Origin of the sequence: Streptomyces katrae (assembly GCF_000717655.1) — a bacterium.
Classification (GTDB): Bacteria; Actinomycetota; Actinomycetes; order Streptomycetales; family Streptomycetaceae; genus Streptomyces; species Streptomyces katrae_B.
The window spans coordinates 273,940-297,315 of record NZ_JNZY01000002.1 but is presented as its reverse complement, the minus strand read 5'-3'; the positions used below and the strand labels follow the sequence as shown (position 1 = coordinate 297,315).

Here is a 23,376-nt window from a genome sequence, read left to right as displayed (position 1 = left end):
CCCTGACGCAGGCAGGGGTTTGGATGTTTATGCGGACCAAACCCTACTGGACGCTATTTGGGGTCGCGCGGGGAGGGTGCCCAACGCGCCGCTACTGCCCCCGAAGGGATGGATCCGCCGTACGGGGGACGGCCCAACACCCCCTGAATGGCGGCCTCCGGAGGCCATCTGACGGCCCCTGACCTCGAACGGACCCGGCCGCCGGTTAGCGTGGCGGGATGCCGTACTTCGACACCGCGTCCGCCGCCCCCCTGCACCCCGTGGCCCGGCAGGCGTTGCAGGCCACCCTGGACGAGGGCTGGGCGGACCCCGCCCGGCTCTACCGGGAGGGCCGGCGCGCGCGGCTGCTGCTGGACGCGGCGCGGGAGGCGGCGGCGGAGGCGGTGGGCTGTCGCCCCGACGAGCTCGTGTTCACTCCTTCGGGGACCCACGCGGTTCACACGGGGGTCGCCGGAGCCCTCGCCGGACGCCGGCGCGTCGGCGGTCATCTGGTCGTATCAGCGGTCGAACACAGTTCTGTCCTCCATGCGGCGCAGGCCCACGAGGCCGCCGGCGGGACCGTGACGCAGGTCCCCGTGGACCGCACCGGGGCGGTCTCCCCGGCCGGATACGCCTCCGCACTGGACGCGTCGACGGCCCTGGCCTGCCTCCAGTCGGCCAACCACGAGGTGGGCACGGCCCAGCCGGTGGCGGAGGTCGCCGAGGTCTGCGCGGCGGCGGGGGTGCCGCTGCTGGTGGACGCGGCGCAGTCACTGGGCTGGGGCCAGGTCGAGGGCGGCTGGTCGGTGCTCACCGCGAGCGCACACAAATGGGGCGGTCCGCCGGGAGTCGGACTGCTGGTGGTCCGCAAGGGGGTCCGCTTCTCGCCCCAATTCCCCGCGGACGAACGGGAGTCGGGCCGCTCACCCGGTTTCGCCAACCTGCCCGCGATCGTGGCGGCGGCGGCCTCGCTGCGCGCGGTACGGGCGGAGGCCGACGCGGAGGCGGCCCGGCTGCGGATCCTGGTGGACCGCATCCGGCGGCGCGTGGCGCGGCTGGTGCCGGACGTGGAGGTGGTCGGTGACCCGGAACGGCGGCTGCCGCACCTGGTCACGTTCTCCTGCCTGTACGTCGACGGCGAGACCCTGCTGCACGAGCTGGACCGCGCGGGCTACTCCGTTTCGTCCGGCTCCTCCTGCACCAGCTCGACGCTGACCCCGAGTCATGTGCTGCAGGCGATGGGCGTGCTGTCGGAGGGGAACGTACGGGTCTCCCTGCCGTCGGGGACGACGGCCGAGGAGGTGAACGGCTTCCTGGAGGTCCTGCCCGGGGTGGTGGCGGAGGTGCGCGCCACGCTCGGCGTGGGCGAACCGGTGGCAGTGGCGCCGGTGTCGGACGCGCTGGAGGTCGACGCGCTGGGCCTGCGCTGCCCGCAGCCGGTGATCGAGCTGGCCCGGGTCATCGGTACGGTCCCGGTCGGCGGGACCGTGACCGTCCTGTCGGACGACGAGGTGGCCCGTCTGGACATCCCGGCCTGGTGCACGATGCGCGGCCACACGTACCTGGGCGAAGCCCCCCGCCCGGTGGGGGTGGCGTACACGGTCCGCCGGCAGGTCTGAGATCCAGCCCCGCCGGCCCCGCCCCAGCCCCGCCGGCGCAGGGCGCGGGGTCTGGGGCGGAGCGCCGGTCGCTAGGCGGCCAGGTGGGCTCGGACCTCGGAGGCGGCGGCGTCGCCGTAGGCCTTCGTGAAGCGCTCCATGAAATGGGCCCGCGCCAGCGTGTACTCCTGGGTGCCCAGCGTCTCGATCACGAGCGTGGCCAGCATGCAGCCGACCTGCGCGGCCCGCTCCAGGCCCACGCCCCAGCCCAGACCGGTCAGGAACCCGGCGCGGAACGCGTCGCCGACGCCCGTCGGGTCGATCTTCGCCGTCTCCTCGGGGCAGCCGACGACGATCGGCTCCTCGCCGACGCGCTCGATCCGCACGCCCCGCGAGCCCAGCGTCGTCACCCGGGTGCCGACCTTGGCGAGGATCTCCTCGTCCGACCAGCCGGACTTCGACTCGATGAGGCCCTTCTCGTACTCGTTCGAGAAGAGGTACGTCGCACCCTCCATCAGGGTGCGGATGTTGTCGCCGTCCATCCGGGCGATCTGCTGCGAGAAGTCCGCCGCGAACGGGATGCCCCGCGTCCGGCACTCCTCCGTGTGGCGCAGCATCGCCTCGGGGTCGTCGGCGCCGATGAGGACGAGGTCGAGCCCGCCCACCCGGTCCGCGACCGCCTTCAGCTCGATCAGGCGGGCCTCGCTCATCGCGCCCGTGTAGAAGGAGCCGATCTGGTTGTGGTCGGCGTCCGTGGTGCACACGAAGCGCGCGGTGTGCAGGACCTCGGAGATCCGCACGGAGGCGGTGTCGACGCCGTGCCGGTCCAGCCACGCGCGGTACTCGTCGAAGTCGTACCCGGCCGCGCCGACCAGGATGGGGCGGATGCCGAGCTGGCCCATGCCGAAGCAGATGTTCGGGCCGACACCGCCCCGCCGTACGTCGAGGTTGTCGACGAGGAAGGAGAGGGAGACCGTGTGCAGCTGGTCCGCGACGAGCTGGTCGGCGAAGCGGCCGGGGAAGGTCATGAGGTGGTCGGTGGCGATGGAGCCGGTGATGGCGATGCGCACGGCGTGGACGCTCCTGCGAGGGACGGCGAGGGGACAGTCAAAACTACCCGGTCGCTGCCCCGCGGCCGACCGCACGAAACTACCCCGTAGTAGGTCTTTCTTCACCCGCTGCGCCGTGCCTACCGTGCCCCATGACCTCTACCGATGGTTTCGGGTACGAGAACGCAGCCGACACGCAGCCGGAATTCGAGCGGCTGCTGGGCGACTGCGCCAGGATGGCCCCGCACTGGACGGTCCCGGCACACCCCCGGCCGACCCGGGTGGCGCCCTCCCAGATCCACGGGATCAGGGTCCCGCCGGCCTCGGCCCGCCTGATCGCCTCCACGGCCGAGTACGGCGAGTAGCCGCCGGCGGCCGGGGAACCGGTTCGCCGTCTGTTCCGTCACAGCCGCATCAGCCACTGCGGTACAGGCGAAGGAGCAAGCGGTGACCAGCGAACAACCCGACACATCACGCGGCACTCGGCGGCGGCCGGCCTGGGCCATCGGCTCGATCGCGGCCGCCGTCCTGCTCGCGGGCGGCGGTACGGCGTACTGGGCGGCGGCGGCCTCCGGCGACGGTACGCCGGGCGGCCGTACGGGTGACAGCGCGGCCTCGGCGACCCGCGTCGCGCCGAGCCCCTCGGGGCCGGGCATCGCCCCGGGCGAGCCGGATCCGCACGGCAGCGGGGTGACGTACCGGGCGGACGCAGCCCTCCCCGAGGCTCCGGCGACCGCGCCGGCCTTCGCCGCGACCGGCGAGGTCACCTCGGAGGAGGTGGCCCGGCTCGCTACGGCCCTCGGCATCCCGGGCACCCCGCGGCTGACCGGCGACGTCTGGCAGGCCGGGGAGACCGCGGACGGCGCCGGACCCCGGCTCACGGTGAACCGCAAGGCGCCCGGCACCTGGAACTTCGCCCGCTTCCAGGGGACGGGCGGCGCCGGTGACGACTGCAAGCGCGGCAAGGACACCTGCGGCCCGGCCACGCTCCCCCAGGGCGCCCAGGAGGCGGACGGCGCGGGCGGTGCGGCCGCCACGGGTGGTGCACCGGTGAGCGAGGAGGCCGCCAAGGCCGCCGCCGCCCCGGTGCTCGCGGCAGCAGGCCAGAGCGGGGCCAAGCTGGACGCCCGGCTCGTCCAGGGCGCCGTCCGCGTGGTCAGCGCCGACCCGGTGATCGACGGGCTGCCCACTCAGGGCTGGTCCACGAAGGTCAGCGTGGCTGCGGACTCCCAGGTGGTGGCGGGCAGCGGCGAGCTGAAGGCGCCCGTACGCGCCGCCGATCAGCCGGTGGTCGGGGCCGTCGAGGCGCTGGCCCGGCTGAACCGGTCCTCCGCCGGGACGGGCGGTACGGACCCGGGGCCGAGCGGCTGCGCGACCTCGGTCCCGCTGACCCCGGACACCCCGGTCGGGCCCTCGGACACGCTGCCCTGCAACCCGGAGCCGCGTCCGATGAAGCCGCCGCGGACGGAGACCGTGAAGGGGGCCGTGCTCGGGCTGGCCCCGGGGACCGTGGACGGCGCGCGCGGCCTGGTGCCGGCCTGGCTGTTCGAGGTGGCGGGCAGCAACGGCGGGCCGGGGCGCACGGTGGTCCAGCCGGCCGCCGAGAACGGCTCCACCGCGCCTTCGGCCCCCAAGGGCGGCCGGACCGTGCCCGGGTTCTCGTACAAGGAGGCCGACCGGAAGCTGACCGTGAACTTCTGGGGCGGGGTGTGCAGCACCTACGCCCTGGAGGCGCGGGAGGAGGCCGGGTCGGTCATGGTGAAGATCACCGACACCCCGAACGAGCCGGGCCGGGCCTGCATCATGGTCGCCCAGGACATGACGGTGTCGACGACCCTCCAGCAGCCGCTCGGTGAGCGCAAGGTGGTCGACGTGACCTCGGGCAAGCCGCTCCCCCGGCAGTAGCCCCTGCGCGAAAGGCCCCCGGCACCGAGAGGTGCCGGGGGCCTTTCGTCGTTCGGGCTCGCTCAGGGCTCAGCCGGACGACGGGCTTAGCTGAACGAGTCGCCGCAGGCGCAGGAGCCGGTGGCGTTGGGGTTGTCGATCGTGAAGCCCTGCTTCTCGATGGTGTCGACGAAGTCGATCGAGGCCCCGTGCAGGTACGGGGAGCTCATCCGGTCCGTGACGACCTTCACGCCGTCGAAGTCCTTGACGACGTCACCGTCGAGGGAGCGCTCGTCGAAGAAGAGCTGGTAGCGCAGGCCGGAGCAGCCGCCGGGCTGGACGGCGACGCGAAGCGCCAGGTCATCGCGGCCTTCCTGCTCCAGCAGGGTCCTGACCTTCTCGGCGGCGGCGTCGGACAGGAGGATGCCGTCGCTCACAGTGGTCTTGTCGTCCTGTACGGACATCTGCATTCACTCCCGAAGTGGGCGGCTCCCCGCCGGAAGCAGGGAAACGTCGGACTCTTGCCGTCGATGGCAACGAGCGGGGCCGCGGATTCATTCCGGACCCGACGCATGTCTTGGTTATTCATGCTCGCACACCGTCCCCGGCAGCTGGGCCCGACGGACCGAGTGCTTCATCTCAGGGGAATTCGTCACATCGACACTATCGGCATCGTCAAAGTGACATGAAGCGGCTATGATAGATAGCGTCAAATAGACGAGAAGTCGAAGCTCTGCTTCAGAAGTGCCCCTTGTCGCAGAACAGAAAGTGGTGCGTGTCGTGACCACCGCCCAGCCTTTGGACGTCCAGCCGACGCCCCTTGCCCTGCTGCTGCTCGGCCGTGAGGCCGACCCCAAGAGCGAGCGCGGGGTGGAGTGCCCCGGCGACCTGCCCTCGCCGTCGGACCCGGACCTGGTCGCGCGCGCCCGCGCGGCCAAGGAGAAGCTCGGGGACAAGGTCTTCATCCTCGGCCACCACTACCAGCGTGACGAGGTGATCGAGTTCGCCGACGTCACCGGCGACTCCTTCAAGCTGGCCAAGGACGCGGCCGCCAAGCCGGAGGCCGAGTACATCGTCTTCTGCGGCGTCCACTTCATGGCGGAGTCCGCGGACATCCTGACCTCGGACGACCAGAAGGTCGTCCTGCCCGACCTCGCGGCCGGCTGCTCGATGGCCGACATGGCCACCGCCGAGCAGGTCGCCGAATGCTGGGACGTGCTCACCGAGGCGGGCATAGCCGACGTGACGGTCCCCGTCTCGTACATGAACTCCTCGGCGGACATCAAGGCGTTCACCGGCAAGCACGGCGGCACGATCTGCACGTCGTCCAACGCCAAGAAGGCCCTCGAGTGGGCCTTCGAGCAGGGCGAGAAGGTGCTCTTCCTGCCGGACCAGCACCTGGGCCGCAACACCGCGGTGCGCGACATGGGCATGTCCCTCGACGACTGCGTGCTCTACAACCCGCACAAGCCGAACGGCGGCCTGACCGCCGAGCAGCTGCGGAACGCCAAGATGATCCTGTGGCGCGGCCACTGCTCGGTGCACGGCCGGTTCTCGGTCGACTCGGTCAACGACGTGCGCGCCCGCATCCCCGGCGTGAACGTCCTCGTCCACCCCGAGTGCAAGCACGAGGTCGTGGCGGCCGCGGACTACGTCGGCTCGACGGAGTACATCATCAAGGCGCTGGAGGCGGCTCCGGCCGGCTCCAAGTGGGCCATCGGCACCGAGCTGAACCTCGTCCGCCGCCTCGCGAATCGTTTCGCCGCGCAGGACAAGGAGGTCGTCTTCCTCGACAAGACGGTCTGCTTCTGCTCGACGATGAACCGCATCGACCTCCCCCACCTGGTGTGGACCCTGGAGTCCCTGGCCGAGGGCAATCTCGTGAACCAGATCCAGGTCGACAAGGAGACGGAGAGCTTCGCGAAGCTCGCCCTGGAGCGCATGCTCGCGCTCCCGTAGCCGTCTCCTCCCCTACGCCCGTGGTACGCCCGGAGGGCCGCCCCCTCGATCGAGGGGGCGGCCCTTCGGCGTCCGTCGGAACGTGCGTCAGACCGTGACCGGGGACTCCTCGTCCGAGGACTCGTCCGGGGACGGGACCACCGTCAGGCGGGCCGTCCGCCTGGCCACGCGCTTGGCGCGGCGGCGCTCCTTGCGGAGCTCGATCATCGTGTACAGCGTCGGCACCAGGAGCAGCGTCAGCAGGGTCGAGCTGACCAGGCCGCCGATCACCACGACCGCCAGCGGCTGCGAGATGAACCCGCCCTCGCCGGTGACGCCGAGCGCCATCGGGAGCAGCGCGAAGATCGTCGCGAGGGCCGTCATGAGGATCGGGCGCAGGCGGTGCCGGCCGCCCTCGATGACGGCTTCGACGACGCCGAGGCCCTGGGCGCGGTACTGGTTGACCAGGTCGATCAGGACGATCGCGTTGGTCACGACGATGCCGATGAGCATCAGCATGCCGATCATGGCGGGGACGCCCAGCGGGGTGCCGGTCACCAGCAGCAGGCCGAGCGCGCCGGTCGCCGCGAACGGGATGGACACCAGCAGGACCAGCGGCTGGATCAGCGACCGGAACGTGGCCACGAGCAGCATGAACACGATCGCGATGGCCGCGAGCATGGCCAGGCCCAGCGAGGCGAAGGCCTCGCCCTGGTCCTCGGAGACGCCGCCGATGGTGGCCGTGGCCCCGTCGGGCAGGTCCAGTGCGCTGATCTTCGTCTGGAGCGCGGCGCCGATCGCGCCGGTGTTGTCCCCCACCGGCTTCGCGGTGACGGTGGCGGCGCGGGCGCCGTCGATCCGGGTCATCGAGACCGGGCCGGGGACCTCCTTGACCTCGGCGACGTCGCCGAGCCTGACCGGGCCGACCGGGAGCGCCTGCAGTTCGGCCAGGGTGGTGACCGGCTGTGCGGACTTGATGACGATGTCCCGCTCGGTGTTGTCCAGTACGGCCTTGCCCGCCGGGTTGCCCCGTACGGCCTGGGCCACGATCGCGCCGAGCGCGGCCTGGTTCAGGCCCGCCTCGGCGGCCTTCGGGGTGGCGGTGACCGAGATCCTGGGCACGGACTGGGACAGGTCGCTCTGTACGTCGGTGACGTCGTCGAGCGTGGCCACCTCGGCCCGGACCTGCTCGGCGGCCTGGGCGAGGACGGCCGCGTCGCCCGCCTTGACGACCACACTGAGATTCTGGCTGCCGAAGCCGCCGCCCGCCGAGATGCTGGTGTCGCCGATGCCGTCGAGCTTGCCGAGGGCGTCCTCGATGCGCTTCTTGACGCCCTCGGAGTCGCCGGAGTCCTCCAGGGTGACCTGGTACGAGGCCTGGTTGGAGCCCGTACCGCCGCCGAAGGCGGCCAGGAAACCGGAGGAGCCGACGGTGACCTGGTAGTCCTTGACGCCCTTGACCTCGGTCAGCGCCTTCTCGACCCGCCGGCCGGCAGCGTCGGAGGCGGCCAGCGAGGTGCCCGGGGGCAGCTGCTGCTTGACCGTCAGGACGCTCTGCTCGCCCTGGTCGAAGAAGTTGGTCTTCAGCAGGGGCGCCATCCCGAAGGTGGCGATGAGGACGACGACCGCGACGACGAGGGTGGCGATCCGGCGGCGGGTGACCAGCCCCAGGGCCCGTACGTAGAACCGCTGGAGACGGCTCTTCGCCTCCTTCTCCTCGGCTTCGCGCCGCGCCTTCGCCGCACTCTCGGCGTCGCCGGCCACCACGCCCTTGGGCGCGCGCAGGAACCAGTAGGAGAGCACCGGCACGACCGTCAGGGAGACGATCAGCGAGGCCAGCAGGGCCGCGGCGACGGTGAGGGAGAACGGGCCGAAGAACTCGCCGACCATGCCCCCGACGAAGGCGATCGGGAGGAAGACGGCGACGGTGGTGAGCGTGGAGGAGGTGACCGCGCCGGCGACCTCCTTGACCGCGGTGATGATGGCGGCCTCGCGCTCCTCGCCGTAGCCGAGGTGGCGCTTGATGTTCTCCAGGACCACGATCGAGTCGTCGACGACGCGGCCGATGGCGATGGTGAGCGCGCCCAGGGTCAGCATGTTGAGCGACAGGTCGCGGGTCCACAGCACGATCAGCGCGAGGACCACGGACAGCGGGATGGAGACCGCGGTGACCAGCGTCGAGCGCAGCGAGGCCAGGAAGACCAGGATCACGATCACCGCGAAGAGCAGGCCGAGCAGGCCCTCGGTGGTGAGGCTGGAGATGGACTTGGCGACGGGCGGGCCCTGGTCGCTGACGACGGTCAGCTCGGCGCCGGCGCCGAGCGCGGTGCGCAGCTCGGGCAGCTTGTCCTGGACGGCGTCGGAGATCGCGACGGCACTGCCGTCCTTGTCCATGGTGAGGACGAGGGCGAGGCTGGGCTTGCCGTTGGTGCGGGTGATGGAGACGGCCTTGGCGGGCTCCTGCTTGACGGTGGCGACGTCGGCCAGGCGCACGGCCGGCTTGCCGGGGCCGGCGCTCAGGCGCAGGTCCTCGAGCTGGGCGAGGGAGGTGTAGCCGCCGCCGACGCGGACGGTCCGGTTCTTGCCCGCCTCGTCGAAGGAGCCGGCGGGGACGGTCGCGCCGCCCGCCTGGAGGCCCTGCGCGAGGGCGGCGCCGTCGAGGCCGGCCGCCGCGAGCCTGGCGTTGTCGGGGGTGACGGCGACCCGGAGGTCCTGGACCCCGTCCACGCTGACCTGGCCGACGCCCTCGATGTCCTCGAGGACGGGGACGACGGAACGGTTCAGCTGGTCGGCGAGCGCCTGCTGGTCCTTGTCCGAGGTGACGGCGAGGACGACGGTCGGGATGTCGTCGGTGGAACCGGCCACGACCTGCGGGTCCACCTCGGCGGGCAGCCGTACGCGGGCCCGGTTCACGGCCTGCTGCACGTCGGCGACGAGCTGCTTGGTGCCGCTGTCGCCGTAGTCGAACTTGGCCATGATGAGGGCGTTGCCCTCGCTGGCGGTGGAGGTGATGCCGGTGATGCCGTCGACGCCCTTGAGCGTGGCCTCGATCGGTTCGATGACCTGCTTCTCCACCACGTCGGGCGAGGCGCCCTGGTACGGCGCGAGCACGGACACCATCGGCAGTTCGATGGACGGCAGCAGCTGCTGCTTGAGCTGCGGGATGGCTATGGCGCCGAAGAGCAGTGCGGTGATCGATACGAGGCCGATCAGCGCTCTCTGCGCCAGGCTGAAGCGGGACAGCCAGGACATGGGTGGGGATCTCTCTGCTGTGGCGTGCGCGGGGCTGGGCCCGAAGGCCGCGGGCCTTCAGCCTTCCGTACGCCGGGGCGGCGCTGCGTCGCCCCCAGGTCCCGCGTCTTTATACGCCGCATACCGCGTCCGCAGTACGCGGCCGTACTCCACGGCCCCGCGGCCGGCCGTGCTCCTACTCGGCCCGGGGCCGGACCAGTCCCGATTCGTAGGCGATGACCACCAGTTGGGCGCGGTCGCGGGCGCCGAGCTTCGCCATGGCCCGGTTCACATGGGTTTTGACGGTGAGCGGGCTGACCTCGAGCCGGCCGGCGATCTCGTCGTTGGACAGGCCCGCGGCGACGTGGACGAGGACCTCGCGCTCCCGGACGGTCAGCGCGGCGAGCCGCTCGGCGTGCACGGCGGCGGGTCCGGCGGGGTCGGCGCCGCCGCCCTGGGCGAGGAAGGTGGCGATGAGCCCTTTGGTGGCGGCCGGGGACAGCAGCGCCTCCCCGGCTGCGGCGACGCGGATGGCGTTGAGCAGCTCCTCGGGCTCGGCGCCCTTGCCGAGGAACCCGGAGGCACCGGCCCGCAGGGACTGGACGACGTACTCGTCGACCTCGAAGGTCGTCAGCATGACCACGCGGACGGCGGCGAGTTCGGGGTCGGCGCTGATCATGCGGGTGGCGGCGAGACCGTCGGTGCCGGGCATCCGGATGTCCATGAGGACCACGTCGGGCCGGGTTTCCCGGGCGAGTGCGCAGGCCTGGGCTCCGTCGGAAGCCTCGCCGACGACCGCCATGTCGGGCTCGGAGTCGACCAGCACCTTGAAGGCGCTGCGGAGCAGGGCCTGGTCGTCGGCGAGCAGCACCCTGATGGTCGTCGGCGTCTCTTCCACGCCCCGAACCCTACGTGTCAGCCCAGGGCCAGGACGACCAGGGCCGTGGTCGCCGAGACCTCGGCGAGGGCGCCGAACACGTCGCCCGTGACCCCGTCGAAGCGGCGTACGCAGCGGCGCAGCAGGTGTTCCGCCGCCGCCAGGGCGATCAGGACCGCGCCCGCGCACTGCACGGCGGCCCCCGGCCCCACCGGCAGGGCGGCGGCCCCGGCCAGGACGGCCACCAGTGCGGCGATCCCGATGGCCGAGCCTGTGGGGAGCACTCCGGCGACCGCCGCCCCCAGCCCCTCGGGGCGGGCCGGCGGTACGCCGTCACGGGCGGCCAACGTCATGGCCAGCCGGGCGGTGACGGCCGCGATGACCGTCGCCAGGGCCCCGTGGAACCAGCTCTCGGCGTAGAGGTCGGCCAGCGCCCCGGCCTGGGCCAGCAGCACCAGCAGCAGCGCCACCACCCCGAAGGGGCCGATGTCGGACTGCTTCATGATCCGCAGCGCCGTCTCGGCCGGCTTCGCGCTGCCCAGCCCGTCGGCGGTGTCGGCGAGCCCGTCGAGGTGCAGCGCCCGGGTCAGGGCGGCCGGTACGGCGACGGTGACGGCCGCCGCGAGCAGCGGGCCGCCGCCCAGGAGCAGCAGCAGCGTCCCCGGCACGGCGGCGAGCAGGCCCACGACGAGCCCGGCGAGCGGCGCACAGGCCATACCGGTACGGGCCGCGGGCCGGTCCCAGCGGGTGATGCGGGCGGGCAGCACGGTGAGCGTGCCGAACGCGAAGCGCACGCCGTCGCGCAGCGAGGCGCGCTCCGCGGGCGGCGTCAGGGGCGGCGCGGGGGGCTGGTCGTCGAACGAATCTTTCATCGGCGCGAACGCTACCCGCTCACGGAGAGCGGTAAATTGCCGCATACGGGAAAATTGGTGAGCTGCCCACAGCAGGGAGCCGGCGGTATGGGTCACTGGTGGTACCGGAACATCGTCGAACCGGGGAAGCTGCCCCTGCTCCTCGCCCTGCTCTCGTTCGTGATGTCGTTCCTCGTCACCCGTGTGATCACCCGGCTGATCCGGGCCGGGCGGGGGCCGTTCAAGAACGTCACCCCGGGCGGCCTGCACATCCACCACGTGGTGCCCGGCGTAGTCCTCGTGATCATCGGCGGGTTCGGGGCCGTCGGCAGCGGCCGGTACGGCTTCGGCGCACTGCTCTCCGCCGTCATCTTCGGGCTGGGCGCCGGCCTGGTGCTGGACGAGTTCGCGCTGATCCTGCACCTCGACGACGTCTACTGGAGCGAACAGGGCCGCAAGAGCGTCGAGATCGTGGTGCTGACGGCCGCGCTGGTGGCGCTGGTGCTGGGCGGGTTCCTGCCGTTCGGCGTCAACGACCTGACCGCCGACGAGCGGCAGAGCCGCGGGCTCATCATCATGAACACCGCGACGAACTTCTTCCTGGCCCTGATCGCCCTGTGGAAGGGCAAGGCGCGCACCGCGTTCTTCGGCACCGTCATCCCCTTCGTGGCGCTGCTCGGGGCGATCCGGCTGGCCCGGCCCGGTTCCCCGTACGCGAAGAGGTTCTACGCGAAGCGCCCGCGGGCCCGCGCCAAGGCCAAGCTGCGCGCGTTCCACCACGACCGGCGGTGGGCGGCCCCGCGCCGCAGGTTCGAGAACTTCATCGGCGGGACCCCGGATCCGGAGCGGACGGCGGTCTCCAAGCCGACGAAGCACTAGACACGCGCGAAGCGCCGGACGGCACGGCACCGGACATGAGGGCGCCCGGCCGCTCCCGCGAGGGGGGCGGCCGGGCGCCGTCACGTCCATGTCCTGCTGCCGGGCGGTTCAGCCCGGGATCAGGCCGTCGTCGCTGAGCATCTCCCTGACGTCGTCGAGCGAGGCGTCCTCCGCGGGCAGGATCAGCTCGGACGGCTCCAGCGCATCGTCCGGCAGCGGCTCGCCGAGCCTCCGTACGGCCTCGAGCAGCGCGCACAGCGTGCGCCGGAAGCCTTCCCCGTCACCGCTCTCCATCTCCGCGAGCAGGTCGTCGTCCAGCTTGTTGAGCTCGGTGAAGTGGCTGTCGGCCACCTTCACCTGCCCTTCCCCCATGATGCGGACAATCATGACGGGCCCCGTCCTACTGCTTGTCGAACCGGTGCTGGGTCTGCGGCTGCTGGGCGTTGCCCGGGGCACCGCCCTCGATGGCCTGCTGCTGCGCCGACGGGCCGCCCGCCAGCTCGGCCTTCATCCGCTGGAGCTCCAGCTCCACGTCCGTACCGCCGGAGAGGCGGTCCAGCTCGGCCTGGATGTCGTCCTTGGAGCCGAGGCCGCTCTGGTCGTCGAGGGCGCCGGAGGCCAGCAGCTCGTCGATCGCGCCGGCGCGGGCCTGCAGCTGGGCGGTCTTGTCCTCGGCCCGCTGGATGGCCAGGCCGACGTCGCTCATCTCCTCGGAGATGCCGGAGAAGGACTCCGCGATCCGGGTCTGCGCCTGCGCCGCCGTGTACGTGGCCTTGATGGTCTCCTTCTTCGTACGGAAGGCGTCCACCTTGGCCTGCAGGCGCTGCGCGGCGAGGGTCAGCTTCTCCTCCTCGCCCTGCAGGGTCTGGTGCTGCACCTCCAGGTCGCTGACCTGCTGCTGCAGCGAGGCGCGCCGGGACAGCGCCTCGCGGGCCAGGTCCTCGCGGCCCAGGGCGAGGGCCTTGCGGCCCTGGTCCTCCAGCTTGGCGGACTGGCCCTGCAGCTGGTTCAGCTGCAGCTCCAGGCGCTTGCGGGAGGTCGCCACGTCGGCGACGCCGCGGCGCACCTTCTGAAGCAGCTCCAGCTGCTTCTGGTACGAGTAGTCGAGGGTCTCGCGCGGGTCCTCGGCCCGGTCCAGGGCCTTGTTCGCCTTCGCGCGGAAGATCATCCCCATACGCTTCATGACACCGCTCATGGGCTTCGCGCGCCCCCTTCTAGACGGACTGTGCTCCAGGTCACCGACAGGACCCACAGTACGGGCCCTGTCTCCATTACCGCACTGTTCCTGTGCGGATGCGCTCCTCCTCCAGAACGACTCCGCCCCCGCCCTCGTCAGGCGTAGGGAGTAGGTGCTCCCCCGAGCGCACCCACCGCAAGAACCCTGCACAGGGAAGACGCCCGCCGTTGCCGGATCGTTCCCCGCGGGGGTGGGGTACCCGCCCGCAACCACGTAGGCTTGGGTTTTGTGTTTGGTAGCCGTTCCTCCAAGGAAGAGAAGGCCGCAGCCACCGACAAGGTGACCGCCGACCTCTCGCAGCCCCGTGACCCGCAGGCCCCGAAGGGCCGCCCGACGCCGAAGCGTGCTGTGGCCCAGTCGCAGCGCAAGGCCGTGGTGGCCTCGACCGGCAACCGCAAGGAGGACGCCAAGCGTGCCCGTGAGCGCCGCCGGGCGGAGATGACCAAGCAGCGCGAGGCGCTGGCCAGTGGCGACGAGCGCTATCTGCCCGCCCGCGACAAGGGCCCCGTCCGCCGGTTCGTCCGCGACTTCGTGGACTCCCGCTTCTCCGTCGCCGAGATGTTCCTGCCGCTGGCAGTGATCATCCTGGTTCTCAGCATGGTGCGGGTGCCGTCGATCCAGAACGTCGCCCTGCTGCTGTGGCTGGCCGTGATCGCCCTGATCATCGTCGACTCCATCGGCATGGGCTTGCGCCTGCGCAAGTCCCTCGCCGAGCGCTTCCCCGACGAGCCGCGCCGCGGCGCCGTCGCGTACGGCCTCATGCGCACCCTTCAGATGCGCCGGCTGCGCCTGCCGAAGCCTCAGGTCAAGCGCGGGGAACGGCCCTGAGCGGAGGGAAGCCCGGAGCGTCGGGAGACGGCTTCGCGGGGGGAGCCAGGCTCTGGCTCGAGGGCTTGGGCGGACTGCGCAACGCTGTCCGCCAGGAGCTCGTGGGCCGGCAGGTCGACGAACAGATCGCGCACCGCTTCCCGGTCGGGCAGCGGCTGCGCGTCCTGGACGTCGGCATGGGCCAGGGCACCCAGGCGCTGCGTCTCGCCCGCGCCGGGCACAAGGTCACCGGACTGGAGCAGGACCCCGCCATGCTCGCCGTCGCCCAGGAGGCGCTGGCGGCCGAGCCCGCCGGGATCCGGGACCGGGTCCGGCTCATGGAGGGCGACGGCCGCGAGACCGGCGCGCACTTCCTGCCGGGCAGCTTCGACGTGGTGCTGTGCCACGGCGTGCTGATGTACGTGCCCGAGCCGGACGCGATGCTCGCCGGGCTGGCCCGGATGCTGGCGCCCGGCGGACTGCTGTCCCTGCTGGTGCGCAACGGCGACGCCCTCGCGATGCGGCCCGGGCTGGACGCCGACTGGCAGGCCGCTCTGGCCGCCTTCGACACCATCGACTACACGAACCGGCTGGGCCTGGACGTACGGGCCGACCGGCTGGCCGGGCTCACCGCCACCCTGTCCGGGATCGGCGCACCTCTGCAGGCCTGGTACGGCGTACGCGTCTTCACCGACGGGACCGAGGCCGGCGAGGAACTTCCCCCGGACGAGGAGCTGGAGCGGCTGCTGGCCGCCGAGGACCGCGCCGGGCGGACCGACCCCTACCGCGGTGTCGCGGCGCTGCTGCACCTGTGCGGCGTACGGGGCTGACCCGCCCCGGCACACCACCCGCAGCACCGGAGAAGCCCGGGCCCCGTACGGGGCCCGGGCTTCCTGCACCGGCAGCGGCCGCTCAGGCGTCCAGCGCCGCGCGCAGGCTCATCGCGTACAGCTCGGTGCCGTTGTCGTCGGACAGCTTCACCTGCTCGGTGCCGCCCTCCAGCAGCTGCTTCCAGTACTCACCGATCCAGGACTCCGCGTCCCCTTGCGTGGTGAACTCCTCCGGCTCCACCGACGGGCTCGTCTCGGTGCCGTCGGCCTTCTCGAACCGCCACGTCCACGCCATGTCCGCCTCCGTTGCTCGTCCGCTGCTCGCACGCGTCTCTTCTTGAGTCTGCCCGCAGAGTAGCCGGGCGCGCACCAGTCCCGGCGACGCGGGAGGATCTTCTCGTGGAACTCACTCTGCTCGGCACCGGCACACCCGAAGGACTGCCCCGCCCCGGCTGTCCCTGCGCGGCCTGCGCGGTCTCCGTCGGCCCCCGGTCGCGCGCCGCGACGTCCCTCCTCGTCGACGGGGCGCTGCTGCTCGACCTGACCCCCGGGGCGGTCTTCGCCGGCGCCCGCGCGGGGCATTCGCTGGCCGGCGTACGGCAGGTCCTGCTCACCCATCCGCACGACGGGCCGCCGGTCGAGCTGCCGCCGGGGCTGCCGGCCGCCGGGCGGGTGCCGGACGGGCGGGAGCTCGCGGTGATCAGCGGGCACCGGGTGCGGGCGGTGCCGATGGACGCGCCGGGCACCGGGTACGAGGTGACGGGGCCGGACGGGAGCCGGCTGCTGTACCTCCCGCCCGGCGGGGCGCCGGCCGGCTGGGGGTCCCCCCGGACGGAGTCTGGGGGAGGCGCCGCCGGGCAGCGCCCGTACGACATGGTCCTCGCGGACGTGCTGGGCCGGCCGGAGTCGCTGGTGCGGCTGCGGGCGAGCGGCGCCGCCGGGCCGACCACCGACGTGATCGCCGTGCACCTGGACCACGACACCCCGCCGGGCCGGGAACTGGAGCGCCGGTGCGCTGCGGCCGGCGCGCGGGCGGTGCCGGACGGGACGACGGTGACGGTGGGCGAGTACCACGCGGTGCCGGACCTGCCGCGCCGGACGCTGGTGCTCGGCGGGGCCCGCTCGGGGAAGTCCTTCGAGGCGGAACGCCGGCTGGCGAGCTTCCCGGAGGTGGTCTACGTGGCCACCGGCGGATCCCGGGACGGCGATGCGGAATGGGCGGCGCGGATCGGCCTGCACCGGGAGCGGCGGCCTGGGAGCTGGCGCACGGTGGAGACGTGCGAGCTGGCGCCGCTGCTGGTGGAGGGAGGGCCGCCGTTGCTGATCGACTGTCTGGCGCTGTGGCTGACCGACGCGATGGACCGGGCGGGGGCCTGGGACGACGCCGTGTGGGCGGGGCAGGGCCAGAAGGAGCTCCGGGAGCGGGTGGCGGAGCTGGTGGCGGCCGTGCGGGCCACCCGCCGCACGGTGGTGGCCGTCAGCAACGAGGTGGGCTCGGGCGTCGTTCCGGCAACCGCTTCCGGCCGGCGTTTCCGCGACGAACTGGGGCGCCTGAACAGCCTGGTGGCCGCCGAGTGCGAGCACGTCCTGATGGTGGTCGCCGGGCAGGCGGTGGTCCTGAAGGACTGACTCCGCGCCCCGCCCGGCGAGCAGCCGGACGGGGCTTGGGGAGGGCCTTACCCGCTGTACGCTCTGGCAGATGACCACGCTGAATCTCGACGACTTCTCCGATCTGATCGAGCGCCCCGACGGGGGCGTCCGGCGTGACGCCGAGGAACGCCGTGAGCGGCTGGCCGTGCCGGCCGGGGCGCTGGGGCGGCTCGACGAGCTCGCCGAGTGGCTCGCCGCCGCGCAGGGGCGGGTGCCCGTCCGCCCGATCGAACGGCCCCGCGTCGTGCTGTTCGCCGCCGACCACGGGATCGCCGCCGAGGGGGTGTCCGCCCGCGCCGCCGGCAGTGCGCACGAGCTGGTGCGCTCCGTGCTCGACGGGAAGAGCCCCGTCTCGATCCTCGCCGGGCGCCTCGGCGCCACCGTACGGATCGTGGACGCCGGCCTGGACTGCGAGCCCGGCCTGCTGCCCGAGGACGTGGTCCGCCACCGCGTACGCCGCGGCAGCGGGCGGATCGACATCGAGGACGCGCTCACCCTCGAGGAGGCCGACGCGGCCCTGCGGCTCGGGATGCGGATCGCCGACGAGGAGGCCGACTCGGGCACCGACCTCGTGGTCCTCGGGGACGTGAGCGTCGGCGGGACGACGGTCGCGGCGACGCTCGTCGCCGCCCTGTGCGGAACCGACGCTTCTGTGGTCACCGGCCGCGGGGGACTGCCCATCGACGACCTGACGTGGATGCGCAAGTGCGCGGCGATCCGCGACGCGCTGCGCCGGGCCCGCCCGGTCCTCGGCGACCAGGTGGCCCTGCTCGCGGCGGTCGGCGGCGCCGACGTGGCCGCGATCACCGGGTTCCTGCTGCAGTGCGCGGTCCGCCGTACGCCGGTCATCCTCGACGGCATCGTCTCGGCGGCCTGCGGACTGGTGGCCCAGCGCGCCGCGTTCCGGGCCCCCGACTGGTGGCTGGCCGGGCAGGCCAGCGGCGAGCCGGGCCAGACGAAGGCCCTGGACCGGATGGCGCTCAACCCGGTGCTCGACCACGGCGTCACTGTGGGAGAGGGAACCGGGGCATTGCTGGCTCTCCCCCTGGTCCAGGCGGCCGCCGCGCTCGCGGCGGAACTCCCGGAGCAGGTGGCGCAGGAGCCTGCGGAGCCGGAGGAGCCGAAGGACTGAGCGTCCGGTCGGCGGCGCGCCCCATATGATCGCGTTTCATGGGAGAGGCCCGCTTGACCAGCGCAGACATCGACCGGACCGCACAGGCTGCCAAGGCAGCACAAGGATCCGGCAAAGACACGAACAGCAGGAAAGACGAGAAGAAGGACGAAGGGGGCGGCCGGGAGACCGGCCGGGGATCCGCCCGGTCGCGGCGCAGCGCCGCGTTCGCGGTCTGGTACCTGCGCGCCGTCACCTTCGTCAACTTCCTCAGCGCGGTGTGGCTTTCGCTCGGGCAGGACCTGCGCCGCCACAACACCGCCGATTTCTACACCCCTTACCTGCTCACGGCGGGCTTCGCGTCCGGCCTGTTCTCGCTGCTGCTCGCGGTCACCATGGGCCGCCGCAAGCGGGCCGCGTGGATCCTGAACCTGGTGCTCAGCGGCATGCTGCTGCTGGCCTTCGCCACCGCGGCCTTCGCCCCGTGCACCAGCGGCGACTTCGACCTCTGCTACCCGGAGTTCCGGGACCACACCCAGAACTGGGTCTCCCTGGCCCTGACGGCGGCCTTCGTCGGCGCCCTGCTGCTCGGCCGCCGGGAGTTCTACGCCAAGGGCGACCGCTCCAACCCCAAGCTGGCCACCATCGTCGGCGCCGTCGGCCTGCTGGCCACCTCGTTGCTGGCCGCGCTGATCGTCGGCGCCGCCAACACCGACCCGGACGCCGCCGACGCCACGTTCCTGGCCCGCTGGCGGTACGGCGTGATGCGGCTCATCACCCTGGAGCCCAACGCCCGCGACTACGCGGCGATCACCACTCCCGGCTGGGTGGACATCGTCATCAACGTCATGTCGACGCTGCTGCTGATCGCCGTGCTGCTCGCCGCCTTCCGTTCGCGCCGCGCCGTCGACCCGCTGACCGAGGAGGACGAGGAGAAGCTGCGCGCGCTGCTCGCCCGGCAGGGCGACCGCGACTCGCTCGGCTACTTCGCGCTGCGCCGCGAGAAGTCCGTCATCTGGTCCCCCACCGGCAAGGCCGCCGTCACGTACCGCGTCGTCGGCGGGGTCTCGCTGGCCTCCGGCGACCCGATCGGCGACCCCGAGGCCTGGCCCGGCGCCATCGAGCCCTGGCTGGCCGAGGCCCGCGAGCACGGCTGGGTGCCGGCCGTGATGGGCGCGAGCGAGGAGGCCGGGCAGATCTACGCGCGGCACGGTCTGGACGCGCTGGAGCTGGGCGACGAGGCCATCGTCGAGACCGACGAGTTCACCCTGGAGGGCCGCGCCATGCGGACCGTCCGGCAGGCCTACAACCGCGTCAAGCGCGCCGGGTACACCGTCCGGATCCGCCGGCACGCCGACATCCCGGCCGAGGAGATGGACGTGCTCCTCACCCGCGCCGACGACTGGCGCGACGGTGCGACCGAGCGCGGCTTCTCCATGGCACTGGGCCGACTGGGCGATCCCGGCGACGGCCAGTGCGTGATGCTGGAGTGCACCGACGGCAACGGCGATCTGCGCGCCGTGCTGTCCTTCGTGCCGTGGGGCCCCAAGGGTCTGTCGCTGGACCTGATGCGCCGCGACCGCGATTCCGAGAACGGTCTGATGGAGTTCATGGTCATCGAACTCCTGGAACGCTCCAAGGAGATCGGCGTCACACAGGTGTCGCTCAACTTCGCGATGTTCCGTTCTGTCTTCGAGCGGGGGTCCAAGCTCGGCGCGGGTCCGGTGCTGCGCATGTGGCGCTCGCTGCTGAGCTTCTTCTCCCGCTGGTGGCAGATCGAGTCCCTCTACCGGGCCAACGCCAAATACCGGCCGATCTGGGAACCGCGGTTCATGCTCTTCGAGAAGAGCTCCGACCTGCTGCGGATCGGCATCGCCGCGGGCCGGGCCGAGGGCTTCCTGGAGGCTCCCGGGCTGCCGAAGTGGCTGAACCGCAGACATCTGGAGACCAATCGTTGACGGCGTGGACGACCACCCCCCTGCGGCGGTTCGCCCGCCGCGAGTGGGGGCCCCTGTTCTGGACCGTCCGCGACGCGCTCGTCCGCGACAAGTGGCGGGCCGCCCCGATGACGCTGGGGGCCGTCTGCCTGACCTCGGTCTTCCAGATCGTCCAGAACACGTCCTGGGGGTTCCAGCCGGTCCAGAACCTCGGGTCGGTCAAGGCCGCCGATCCGCTGTGGCTGGCCCTGCTGCGCACCCCGCTGTCCCTGTTCGTCCCCGCCCTCGACCTGCCCGTGTGGGGGGCCCTCGCCCAGATCCTGCTGGTCTTCGGGATCTCCGAGATCTGCATCGGCTGGTGGCGCACGCTGCTGATCGGCTACGTCGCCACCCTCGCCGGGACCACGTACGCGCGGATCGGGCTCTCGCTGGGCCCCGACCACCCCTTCGGCCTGCCGGTGTCCGACCGCGTCGTCAACGACACCGGCCCGTCGGCGGCGGTGGTCGGTCTCGCGATCTACGTGTGCTGGCGCTACCGGGCGTACCTGACCGGGGCCGCCGTGATCGCGGTGATGATCGGCGAGGTGCTTGTCAAGGACAACCTGGCGGGCAAGGAGCACCTCGCGGCCATCGCCGCCGTCATGGCGGTGTGCGTGGTCCGTGCGAAATGGGGCCCTGAACGCTCCCGGACCCCCCTCGGCCGGCGCCCGCCCCCGGCCGCCCCGCTGCCCCCGCAGCGTCCCGGCTTCTGACGCCGTCCGCCCGGCCGGAGGCAGGCCGTACCGTATCGGGGTGACGACACACCTCGGGCCCTTCGCCCCCACCCGGCACTGGATGCGGACCCATCCGCTCGCCACCGATGCCGTTCTCGCGCTCGGGGCGCTCGTCTCCATGGTCGTCGGCTCGTTCGCCGATCCGCACGGCCCGCACGGCCCCACGTTCGGGACCCGGACCCCCGAGCCGTTCTCCCTGCTGCTGATGGTGCTGGGCGCGGCCGCGCTGGTGTTCCGGCGGCGGCACACGCGCACCGTGCTCGCCGTGACCATCGGGCTCTGCCTGCTGGAGCTGACCACCGGCGAGCCCCGGGCCCCGGTCGCCATGTCCACGGTGATCGCCCTGTACACGCTGGCCTCCCGCACCGACCGGCCCACCACCTGGCGGATCGCCGTGCTGACGATGGCCGGACTGACGGGCGTGGCCATGCTGGCGGGCCCCCTGCCCTGGTACGCGCAGGAGAACATCGGCATCTTCGCCTGGACCGGGATGGCCGCGGCCGCCGGCGACGCGGTGCGCAGCCGGCGGGCGTTCGTCGACGCGATACGGGAGCGGGCCGAACGGGCCGAGCGGACCCGCGAGGAGGAGGCCCGGCGGCGGGTCGCCGAGGAACGGCTGCGGATCGCGCGCGACCTGCACGACGTGGTGGCCCATCACATCGCCCTGGTCAACGTGCAGGCGGGGGTGGCCGCGCACGTCATGGACAAGCGTCCCGACCAGGCCAAGGAGGCCCTGGCGCACGTACGGGACGCGAGCCGCTCGGCGCTGAACGAGCTGCGGGCCACGGTCGGCCTGCTGCGGCAGTCCGGCGATCCGGAGGCACCGACCGAACCGGCGCCGGGGCTGGCCGTACTGGACGAACTGGTGGACACCTTCCGGCACGCCGGGCTGCCGGTGAAGGTGATGGTCGAGCTGGGCCGGGAGCGGGACGCGCTGCCGGCCGCCGTGGACCTGGCCGCGTACCGGGTGATCCAGGAGGCCCTGACCAACGTGCGCAAGCACGCGGGCCCGGAGGTCCGGGCCGAGGTCAGCGTGGTCCGGGTCGGCGCCTCGGTGGAGGTGACCGTGCTGGACGACGGCGGCACCGCCGAGCTCCCCGCGGACGACGGCGCTGGCGGCGGCCACGGGCTGCTCGGCATGCGCGAGCGGGCCACGGCCCTGGGCGGCTCCTGCTTCGCCGGGCCCCGGTTCGGCGGCGGCTACCGGGTGCACGCGGTCCTTCCGGTGGCCTAGTTCCCCGGCGGGCAGACCTGCCGCCAGACGCCCAGTTCGTACTTCTTCTGCAGCGAGCTGAACTGGAGCTCCTGCGAGCGCTCGCACCACTCGCCGATCCGGCTCTCGTACTCGACGTGGAAGACGGCCTTGCCCGCCGCGATGAACGGGGTGAGCCGCTCGCACTCGTCGTACTCGGCGCACTGCTCGTTGACCGCGAAGTCGAAGTCCCCCACCAGCTGCGGGATCTGGTCGAGGTCGTTCTTCAGCCCGACCGCGAGGCCCCGGTCGTGCGCCAGCTTCGCGATCAGCCGGTTGTACTTCAGCTGGTCGTCGGCGGAGAGCGGGAAGCCGGACTTGTTGCGGTAGCCGTCCATGTTGTCGGGCTCCACCGCGTCGAAGCCCTTCTCCCGGCACATGTCGAACCGCTTCGCGATCAGCGGCTCCAGCTCGGCCAGCCGCCGGATGTCCAGCCAGCGCTCGCCCTCCCAGCCGTTGCCCTCGCCGAGCACCGCCTTCGGGAAGGCGCCGGCGTCGGGGCGGAAGTCCTCCCAGGCGCCGGTGGAGAGGTAGCAGATGGTCCGCCGGCCGGCCTTGTTCAGCTCGGCGACCTGCTCCTTGGTGGTGTTGAACCCGTCGACGTCGTAGACGGCGGCCTTCACCGAGGTGTCCAGCTTCCCGGTCAGCTGCCACTGCCAGCTGACCCCGGGCTTCGGCTGCCAGCGCTCCCCCGGCGCCGGGGCGGGCGACACCTCGTGCGGCTCCTGCCCCTCGGTGGTGCAGGCGGCCAGCACGAGCAGCAGGAGCAGCGGCAGTGCGCGGCCGCGCCGGAGCGAGCGCGTCATCCGGTGGCCTCCAGGGCGTACGGGAGGGTCCCCCACGGGTGCGCGCCGGTCCCGGGGACGGCGCAGTGCACCGCGGCCCCGCGCTGCCGGGCGAGCTCGGCGGCGGGCGCGCCCGGCGGGACCGCGTACACGAGGTGGCAGAACCGCTGGGCGGGGTGGTCGGCCGTCCAGGGCGGCACCGCCGCGTCCCGGTAGGCGTCCCAGGGTCCCTCGAAGGTGACCAGCAGATCGGCGAGCCGGGCGTAGCCGGGGTGCGGGTGGACCCCGTGGTTGAGGACGAGGGTACGGGCGCCGGCGGCCCGGGCGGCGACGGCGAGCCGCCCGTAGTGCGACAGCAGCGCCGGATCGGCGGAGGCCTGGTCGAGGAAGGCCCCGTCGGCGCCGTACCAGTCGCGGTGGCGCAGCAGGTCCGCCACGACGGCGGCGTGCGGACGCCGCCCGTAGTCGGTGTCGGTGTAGCCGAGGACGGTCACCCCGGCGTCGCGCAGCCGCTCCGCGACGGCGGCGAACCGCTCGTCGGGGGCCTCCCCCGGCCCGCTGGCCGGGTTGAGGACCACCGAGTGCAGCCGGCCGGCGGAGCGGATCAGCCGTTCCCAGTCCTCGGGCCGGTCGGCGGGGTGCTCGTAGAGGGGCACCAGCAGCATGAGGTCCTTCTTCTTGTACGGGTTCACGTGGTACGAGTTCACG

At 72.6% G+C, this 23,376-nt stretch carries 22 protein-coding genes; 12 read left to right on the top strand and 10 right to left on the bottom strand.

The window, feature by feature from the left end; translation table 11 throughout:
- The first annotated feature begins 218 nt into the window (after positions 1-218).
- Positions 219-1,598 carry a cysteine desulfurase/sulfurtransferase TusA family protein gene (locus IF09_RS0103540; RefSeq protein WP_030291775.1) on the top strand — a complete coding sequence of 460 codons (1,380 nt, stop codon included), beginning with the start codon at positions 219-221 and terminating at the stop codon, positions 1,596-1,598.
- 71 nt (positions 1,599-1,669) lie between these two features.
- On the opposite strand, the gene IF09_RS0103535 is transcribed toward IF09_RS0103540, so the two are convergent.
- Entirely contained in the window at positions 1,670-2,647 is a 978-nt protein-coding gene (locus IF09_RS0103535) for a carbohydrate kinase family protein (RefSeq protein ID WP_030291771.1), read from the bottom strand.
- Positions 2,648-2,778: 131 nt separating this feature from the next.
- Between IF09_RS0103535 and IF09_RS0103530 the strand changes: the two genes are divergently transcribed.
- Positions 2,779-2,991: a hypothetical protein gene (locus IF09_RS0103530; RefSeq protein WP_030291768.1), complete on the top strand. Its 213-nt coding sequence runs from the start codon at positions 2,779-2,781 to the stop codon at positions 2,989-2,991.
- Positions 2,992-3,073: 82 nt separating this feature from the next.
- Complete coding sequence (locus tag IF09_RS0103525) at positions 3,074-4,531, top strand: hypothetical protein (RefSeq protein ID WP_030291767.1); 1,458 nt, start codon at positions 3,074-3,076, stop codon at positions 4,529-4,531.
- Between the two features lie 86 nt (positions 4,532-4,617).
- Here IF09_RS0103525 and erpA read toward each other — a convergent pair whose 3' ends face one another.
- Positions 4,618-4,974, bottom strand: a complete 357-nt coding sequence (erpA, locus tag IF09_RS0103520; protein WP_030010511.1) for an iron-sulfur cluster insertion protein ErpA — start codon at positions 4,972-4,974, stop codon at positions 4,618-4,620.
- Between the two features lie 307 nt (positions 4,975-5,281).
- On the opposite strand from erpA, the gene nadA reads away from it, so the two are divergent.
- Positions 5,282-6,469, top strand: a complete 1,188-nt coding sequence (gene nadA / locus IF09_RS0103515; RefSeq protein WP_078613053.1) for a quinolinate synthase NadA — start codon at positions 5,282-5,284, stop codon at positions 6,467-6,469.
- Between the two features lie 87 nt (positions 6,470-6,556).
- On the opposite strand, the gene IF09_RS0103510 is transcribed toward nadA, so the two are convergent.
- From IF09_RS0103510 to IF09_RS0103500, 3 genes are all read right to left on the bottom strand, one after another.
- Positions 6,557-9,700, bottom strand: coding sequence for an efflux RND transporter permease subunit (locus IF09_RS0103510; protein ID WP_030291763.1), 3,144 nt, complete (start codon positions 9,698-9,700; stop codon positions 6,557-6,559).
- Between the two features lie 175 nt (positions 9,701-9,875).
- A complete protein-coding gene (locus IF09_RS0103505) occupies positions 9,876-10,577 on the bottom strand; it encodes a response regulator (RefSeq protein WP_030291762.1) in 702 nt (233 codons plus the stop codon).
- Positions 10,578-10,594: 17 nt separating this feature from the next.
- Complete coding sequence (locus IF09_RS0103500) at positions 10,595-11,428, bottom strand: adenosylcobinamide-GDP ribazoletransferase (protein WP_037633829.1); 834 nt, start codon at positions 11,426-11,428, stop codon at positions 10,595-10,597.
- A gap of 87 nt (positions 11,429-11,515) precedes the next feature.
- Between IF09_RS0103500 and IF09_RS0103495 the strand changes: the two genes are divergently transcribed.
- Positions 11,516-12,286, top strand: coding sequence for a hypothetical protein (locus IF09_RS0103495; protein WP_030291758.1), 771 nt, complete (start codon positions 11,516-11,518; stop codon positions 12,284-12,286).
- Between the two features lie 108 nt (positions 12,287-12,394).
- Here IF09_RS0103495 and pspAA read toward each other — a convergent pair whose 3' ends face one another.
- Complete coding sequence (pspAA, locus tag IF09_RS0103490; protein WP_030291756.1) at positions 12,395-12,673, bottom strand: PspA-associated protein PspAA; 279 nt, start codon at positions 12,671-12,673, stop codon at positions 12,395-12,397.
- Between the two features lie 13 nt (positions 12,674-12,686).
- Positions 12,687-13,481, bottom strand: coding sequence for a PspA/IM30 family protein (locus tag IF09_RS0103485; protein ID WP_078613032.1), 795 nt, complete (start codon positions 13,479-13,481; stop codon positions 12,687-12,689).
- A gap of 261 nt (positions 13,482-13,742) precedes the next feature.
- On the opposite strand from IF09_RS0103485, the gene IF09_RS0103480 reads away from it, so the two are divergent.
- Positions 13,743-14,351: a DUF3043 domain-containing protein gene (locus IF09_RS0103480; protein WP_106974979.1), complete on the top strand. Its 609-nt coding sequence runs from the start codon at positions 13,743-13,745 to the stop codon at positions 14,349-14,351.
- 65 nt (positions 14,352-14,416) lie between these two features.
- Positions 14,417-15,160: a class I SAM-dependent methyltransferase gene (locus IF09_RS0103475; RefSeq protein WP_199920389.1), complete on the top strand. Its 744-nt coding sequence runs from the start codon at positions 14,417-14,419 to the stop codon at positions 15,158-15,160.
- 82 nt (positions 15,161-15,242) lie between these two features.
- Here IF09_RS0103475 and IF09_RS0103470 read toward each other — a convergent pair whose 3' ends face one another.
- Entirely contained in the window at positions 15,243-15,455 is a 213-nt protein-coding gene (locus IF09_RS0103470; protein WP_030291740.1) for a hypothetical protein, read from the bottom strand.
- Between the two features lie 104 nt (positions 15,456-15,559).
- On the opposite strand from IF09_RS0103470, the gene IF09_RS0103465 reads away from it, so the two are divergent.
- The 5 genes from IF09_RS0103465 (at position 15,560) to IF09_RS0103445 (ending at position 21,865) form a co-directional block, all read left to right on the top strand.
- Positions 15,560-16,789, top strand: coding sequence for a bifunctional adenosylcobinamide kinase/adenosylcobinamide-phosphate guanylyltransferase (locus IF09_RS0103465; RefSeq protein WP_030291738.1), 1,230 nt, complete (start codon positions 15,560-15,562; stop codon positions 16,787-16,789).
- 70 nt (positions 16,790-16,859) lie between these two features.
- Positions 16,860-17,942 carry a nicotinate-nucleotide--dimethylbenzimidazole phosphoribosyltransferase gene (gene cobT / locus IF09_RS0103460; RefSeq protein WP_037633827.1) on the top strand — a complete coding sequence of 361 codons (1,083 nt, stop codon included), beginning with the start codon at positions 16,860-16,862 and terminating at the stop codon, positions 17,940-17,942.
- A gap of 38 nt (positions 17,943-17,980) precedes the next feature.
- Positions 17,981-19,879, top strand: coding sequence for a phosphatidylglycerol lysyltransferase domain-containing protein (locus IF09_RS0103455; RefSeq protein WP_030291729.1), 1,899 nt, complete (start codon positions 17,981-17,983; stop codon positions 19,877-19,879).
- Positions 19,876-20,610: a hypothetical protein gene (locus IF09_RS45445; protein WP_030291728.1), complete on the top strand. Its 735-nt coding sequence runs from the start codon at positions 19,876-19,878 to the stop codon at positions 20,608-20,610. The genes IF09_RS0103455 and IF09_RS45445 overlap by 4 nt, the downstream gene beginning before the upstream one ends.
- 82 nt (positions 20,611-20,692) lie before the next feature.
- Positions 20,693-21,865 carry a sensor histidine kinase gene (locus IF09_RS0103445; protein WP_078613051.1) on the top strand — a complete coding sequence of 391 codons (1,173 nt, stop codon included), beginning with the start codon at positions 20,693-20,695 and terminating at the stop codon, positions 21,863-21,865.
- Here the strand turns inward: IF09_RS0103445 and IF09_RS0103440 are convergent.
- Positions 21,862-22,689, bottom strand: coding sequence for an endo alpha-1,4 polygalactosaminidase (locus IF09_RS0103440; protein WP_037633825.1), 828 nt, complete (start codon positions 22,687-22,689; stop codon positions 21,862-21,864). The genes IF09_RS0103445 and IF09_RS0103440 overlap by 4 nt on opposite strands.
- Entirely contained in the window at positions 22,686-23,333 is a 648-nt protein-coding gene (locus IF09_RS0103435; protein WP_030291722.1) for a spherulation-specific family 4 protein, read from the bottom strand. Before IF09_RS0103435 ends, IF09_RS0103440 begins: the two co-directional genes overlap by 4 nt.
- Positions 23,334-23,376: the final 43 nt, after the last annotated feature.

Coding starts and splice junctions, on each gene's coding strand:
- IF09_RS0103445 (WP_078613051.1), top strand. CDS start 20,693: ATGCGGACCCATCCGCTCGCCACCGATGCCGTTCTCGCGCTCGGGGCG.
- IF09_RS0103485 (WP_078613032.1), bottom strand. CDS start 13,481: ATGAGCGGTGTCATGAAGCGTATGGGGATGATCTTCCGCGCGAAGGCG.
- IF09_RS0103510 (WP_030291763.1), bottom strand. CDS start 9,700: ATGTCCTGGCTGTCCCGCTTCAGCCTGGCGCAGAGAGCGCTGATCGGC.
- IF09_RS0103495 (WP_030291758.1), top strand. CDS start 11,516: ATGGGTCACTGGTGGTACCGGAACATCGTCGAACCGGGGAAGCTGCCC.
- IF09_RS0103530 (WP_030291768.1), top strand. CDS start 2,779: ATGACCTCTACCGATGGTTTCGGGTACGAGAACGCAGCCGACACGCAG.
- IF09_RS0103440 (WP_037633825.1), bottom strand. CDS start 22,689: ATGACGCGCTCGCTCCGGCGCGGCCGCGCACTGCCGCTGCTCCTGCTG.
- IF09_RS0103540 (WP_030291775.1), top strand. CDS start 219: ATGCCGTACTTCGACACCGCGTCCGCCGCCCCCCTGCACCCCGTGGCC.
- erpA (WP_030010511.1), bottom strand. CDS start 4,974: ATGTCCGTACAGGACGACAAGACCACTGTGAGCGACGGCATCCTCCTG.
- IF09_RS0103435 (WP_030291722.1), bottom strand. CDS start 23,333: ATGCTGCTGGTGCCCCTCTACGAGCACCCCGCCGACCGGCCCGAGGAC.
- cobT (WP_037633827.1), top strand. CDS start 16,860: ATGACCACGCTGAATCTCGACGACTTCTCCGATCTGATCGAGCGCCCC.
- IF09_RS0103470 (WP_030291740.1), bottom strand. CDS start 15,455: ATGGCGTGGACGTGGCGGTTCGAGAAGGCCGACGGCACCGAGACGAGC.
- IF09_RS0103500 (WP_037633829.1), bottom strand. CDS start 11,428: ATGAAAGATTCGTTCGACGACCAGCCCCCCGCGCCGCCCCTGACGCCG.
- IF09_RS0103455 (WP_030291729.1), top strand. CDS start 17,981: ATGGGAGAGGCCCGCTTGACCAGCGCAGACATCGACCGGACCGCACAG.
- pspAA (WP_030291756.1), bottom strand. CDS start 12,673: ATGATTGTCCGCATCATGGGGGAAGGGCAGGTGAAGGTGGCCGACAGC.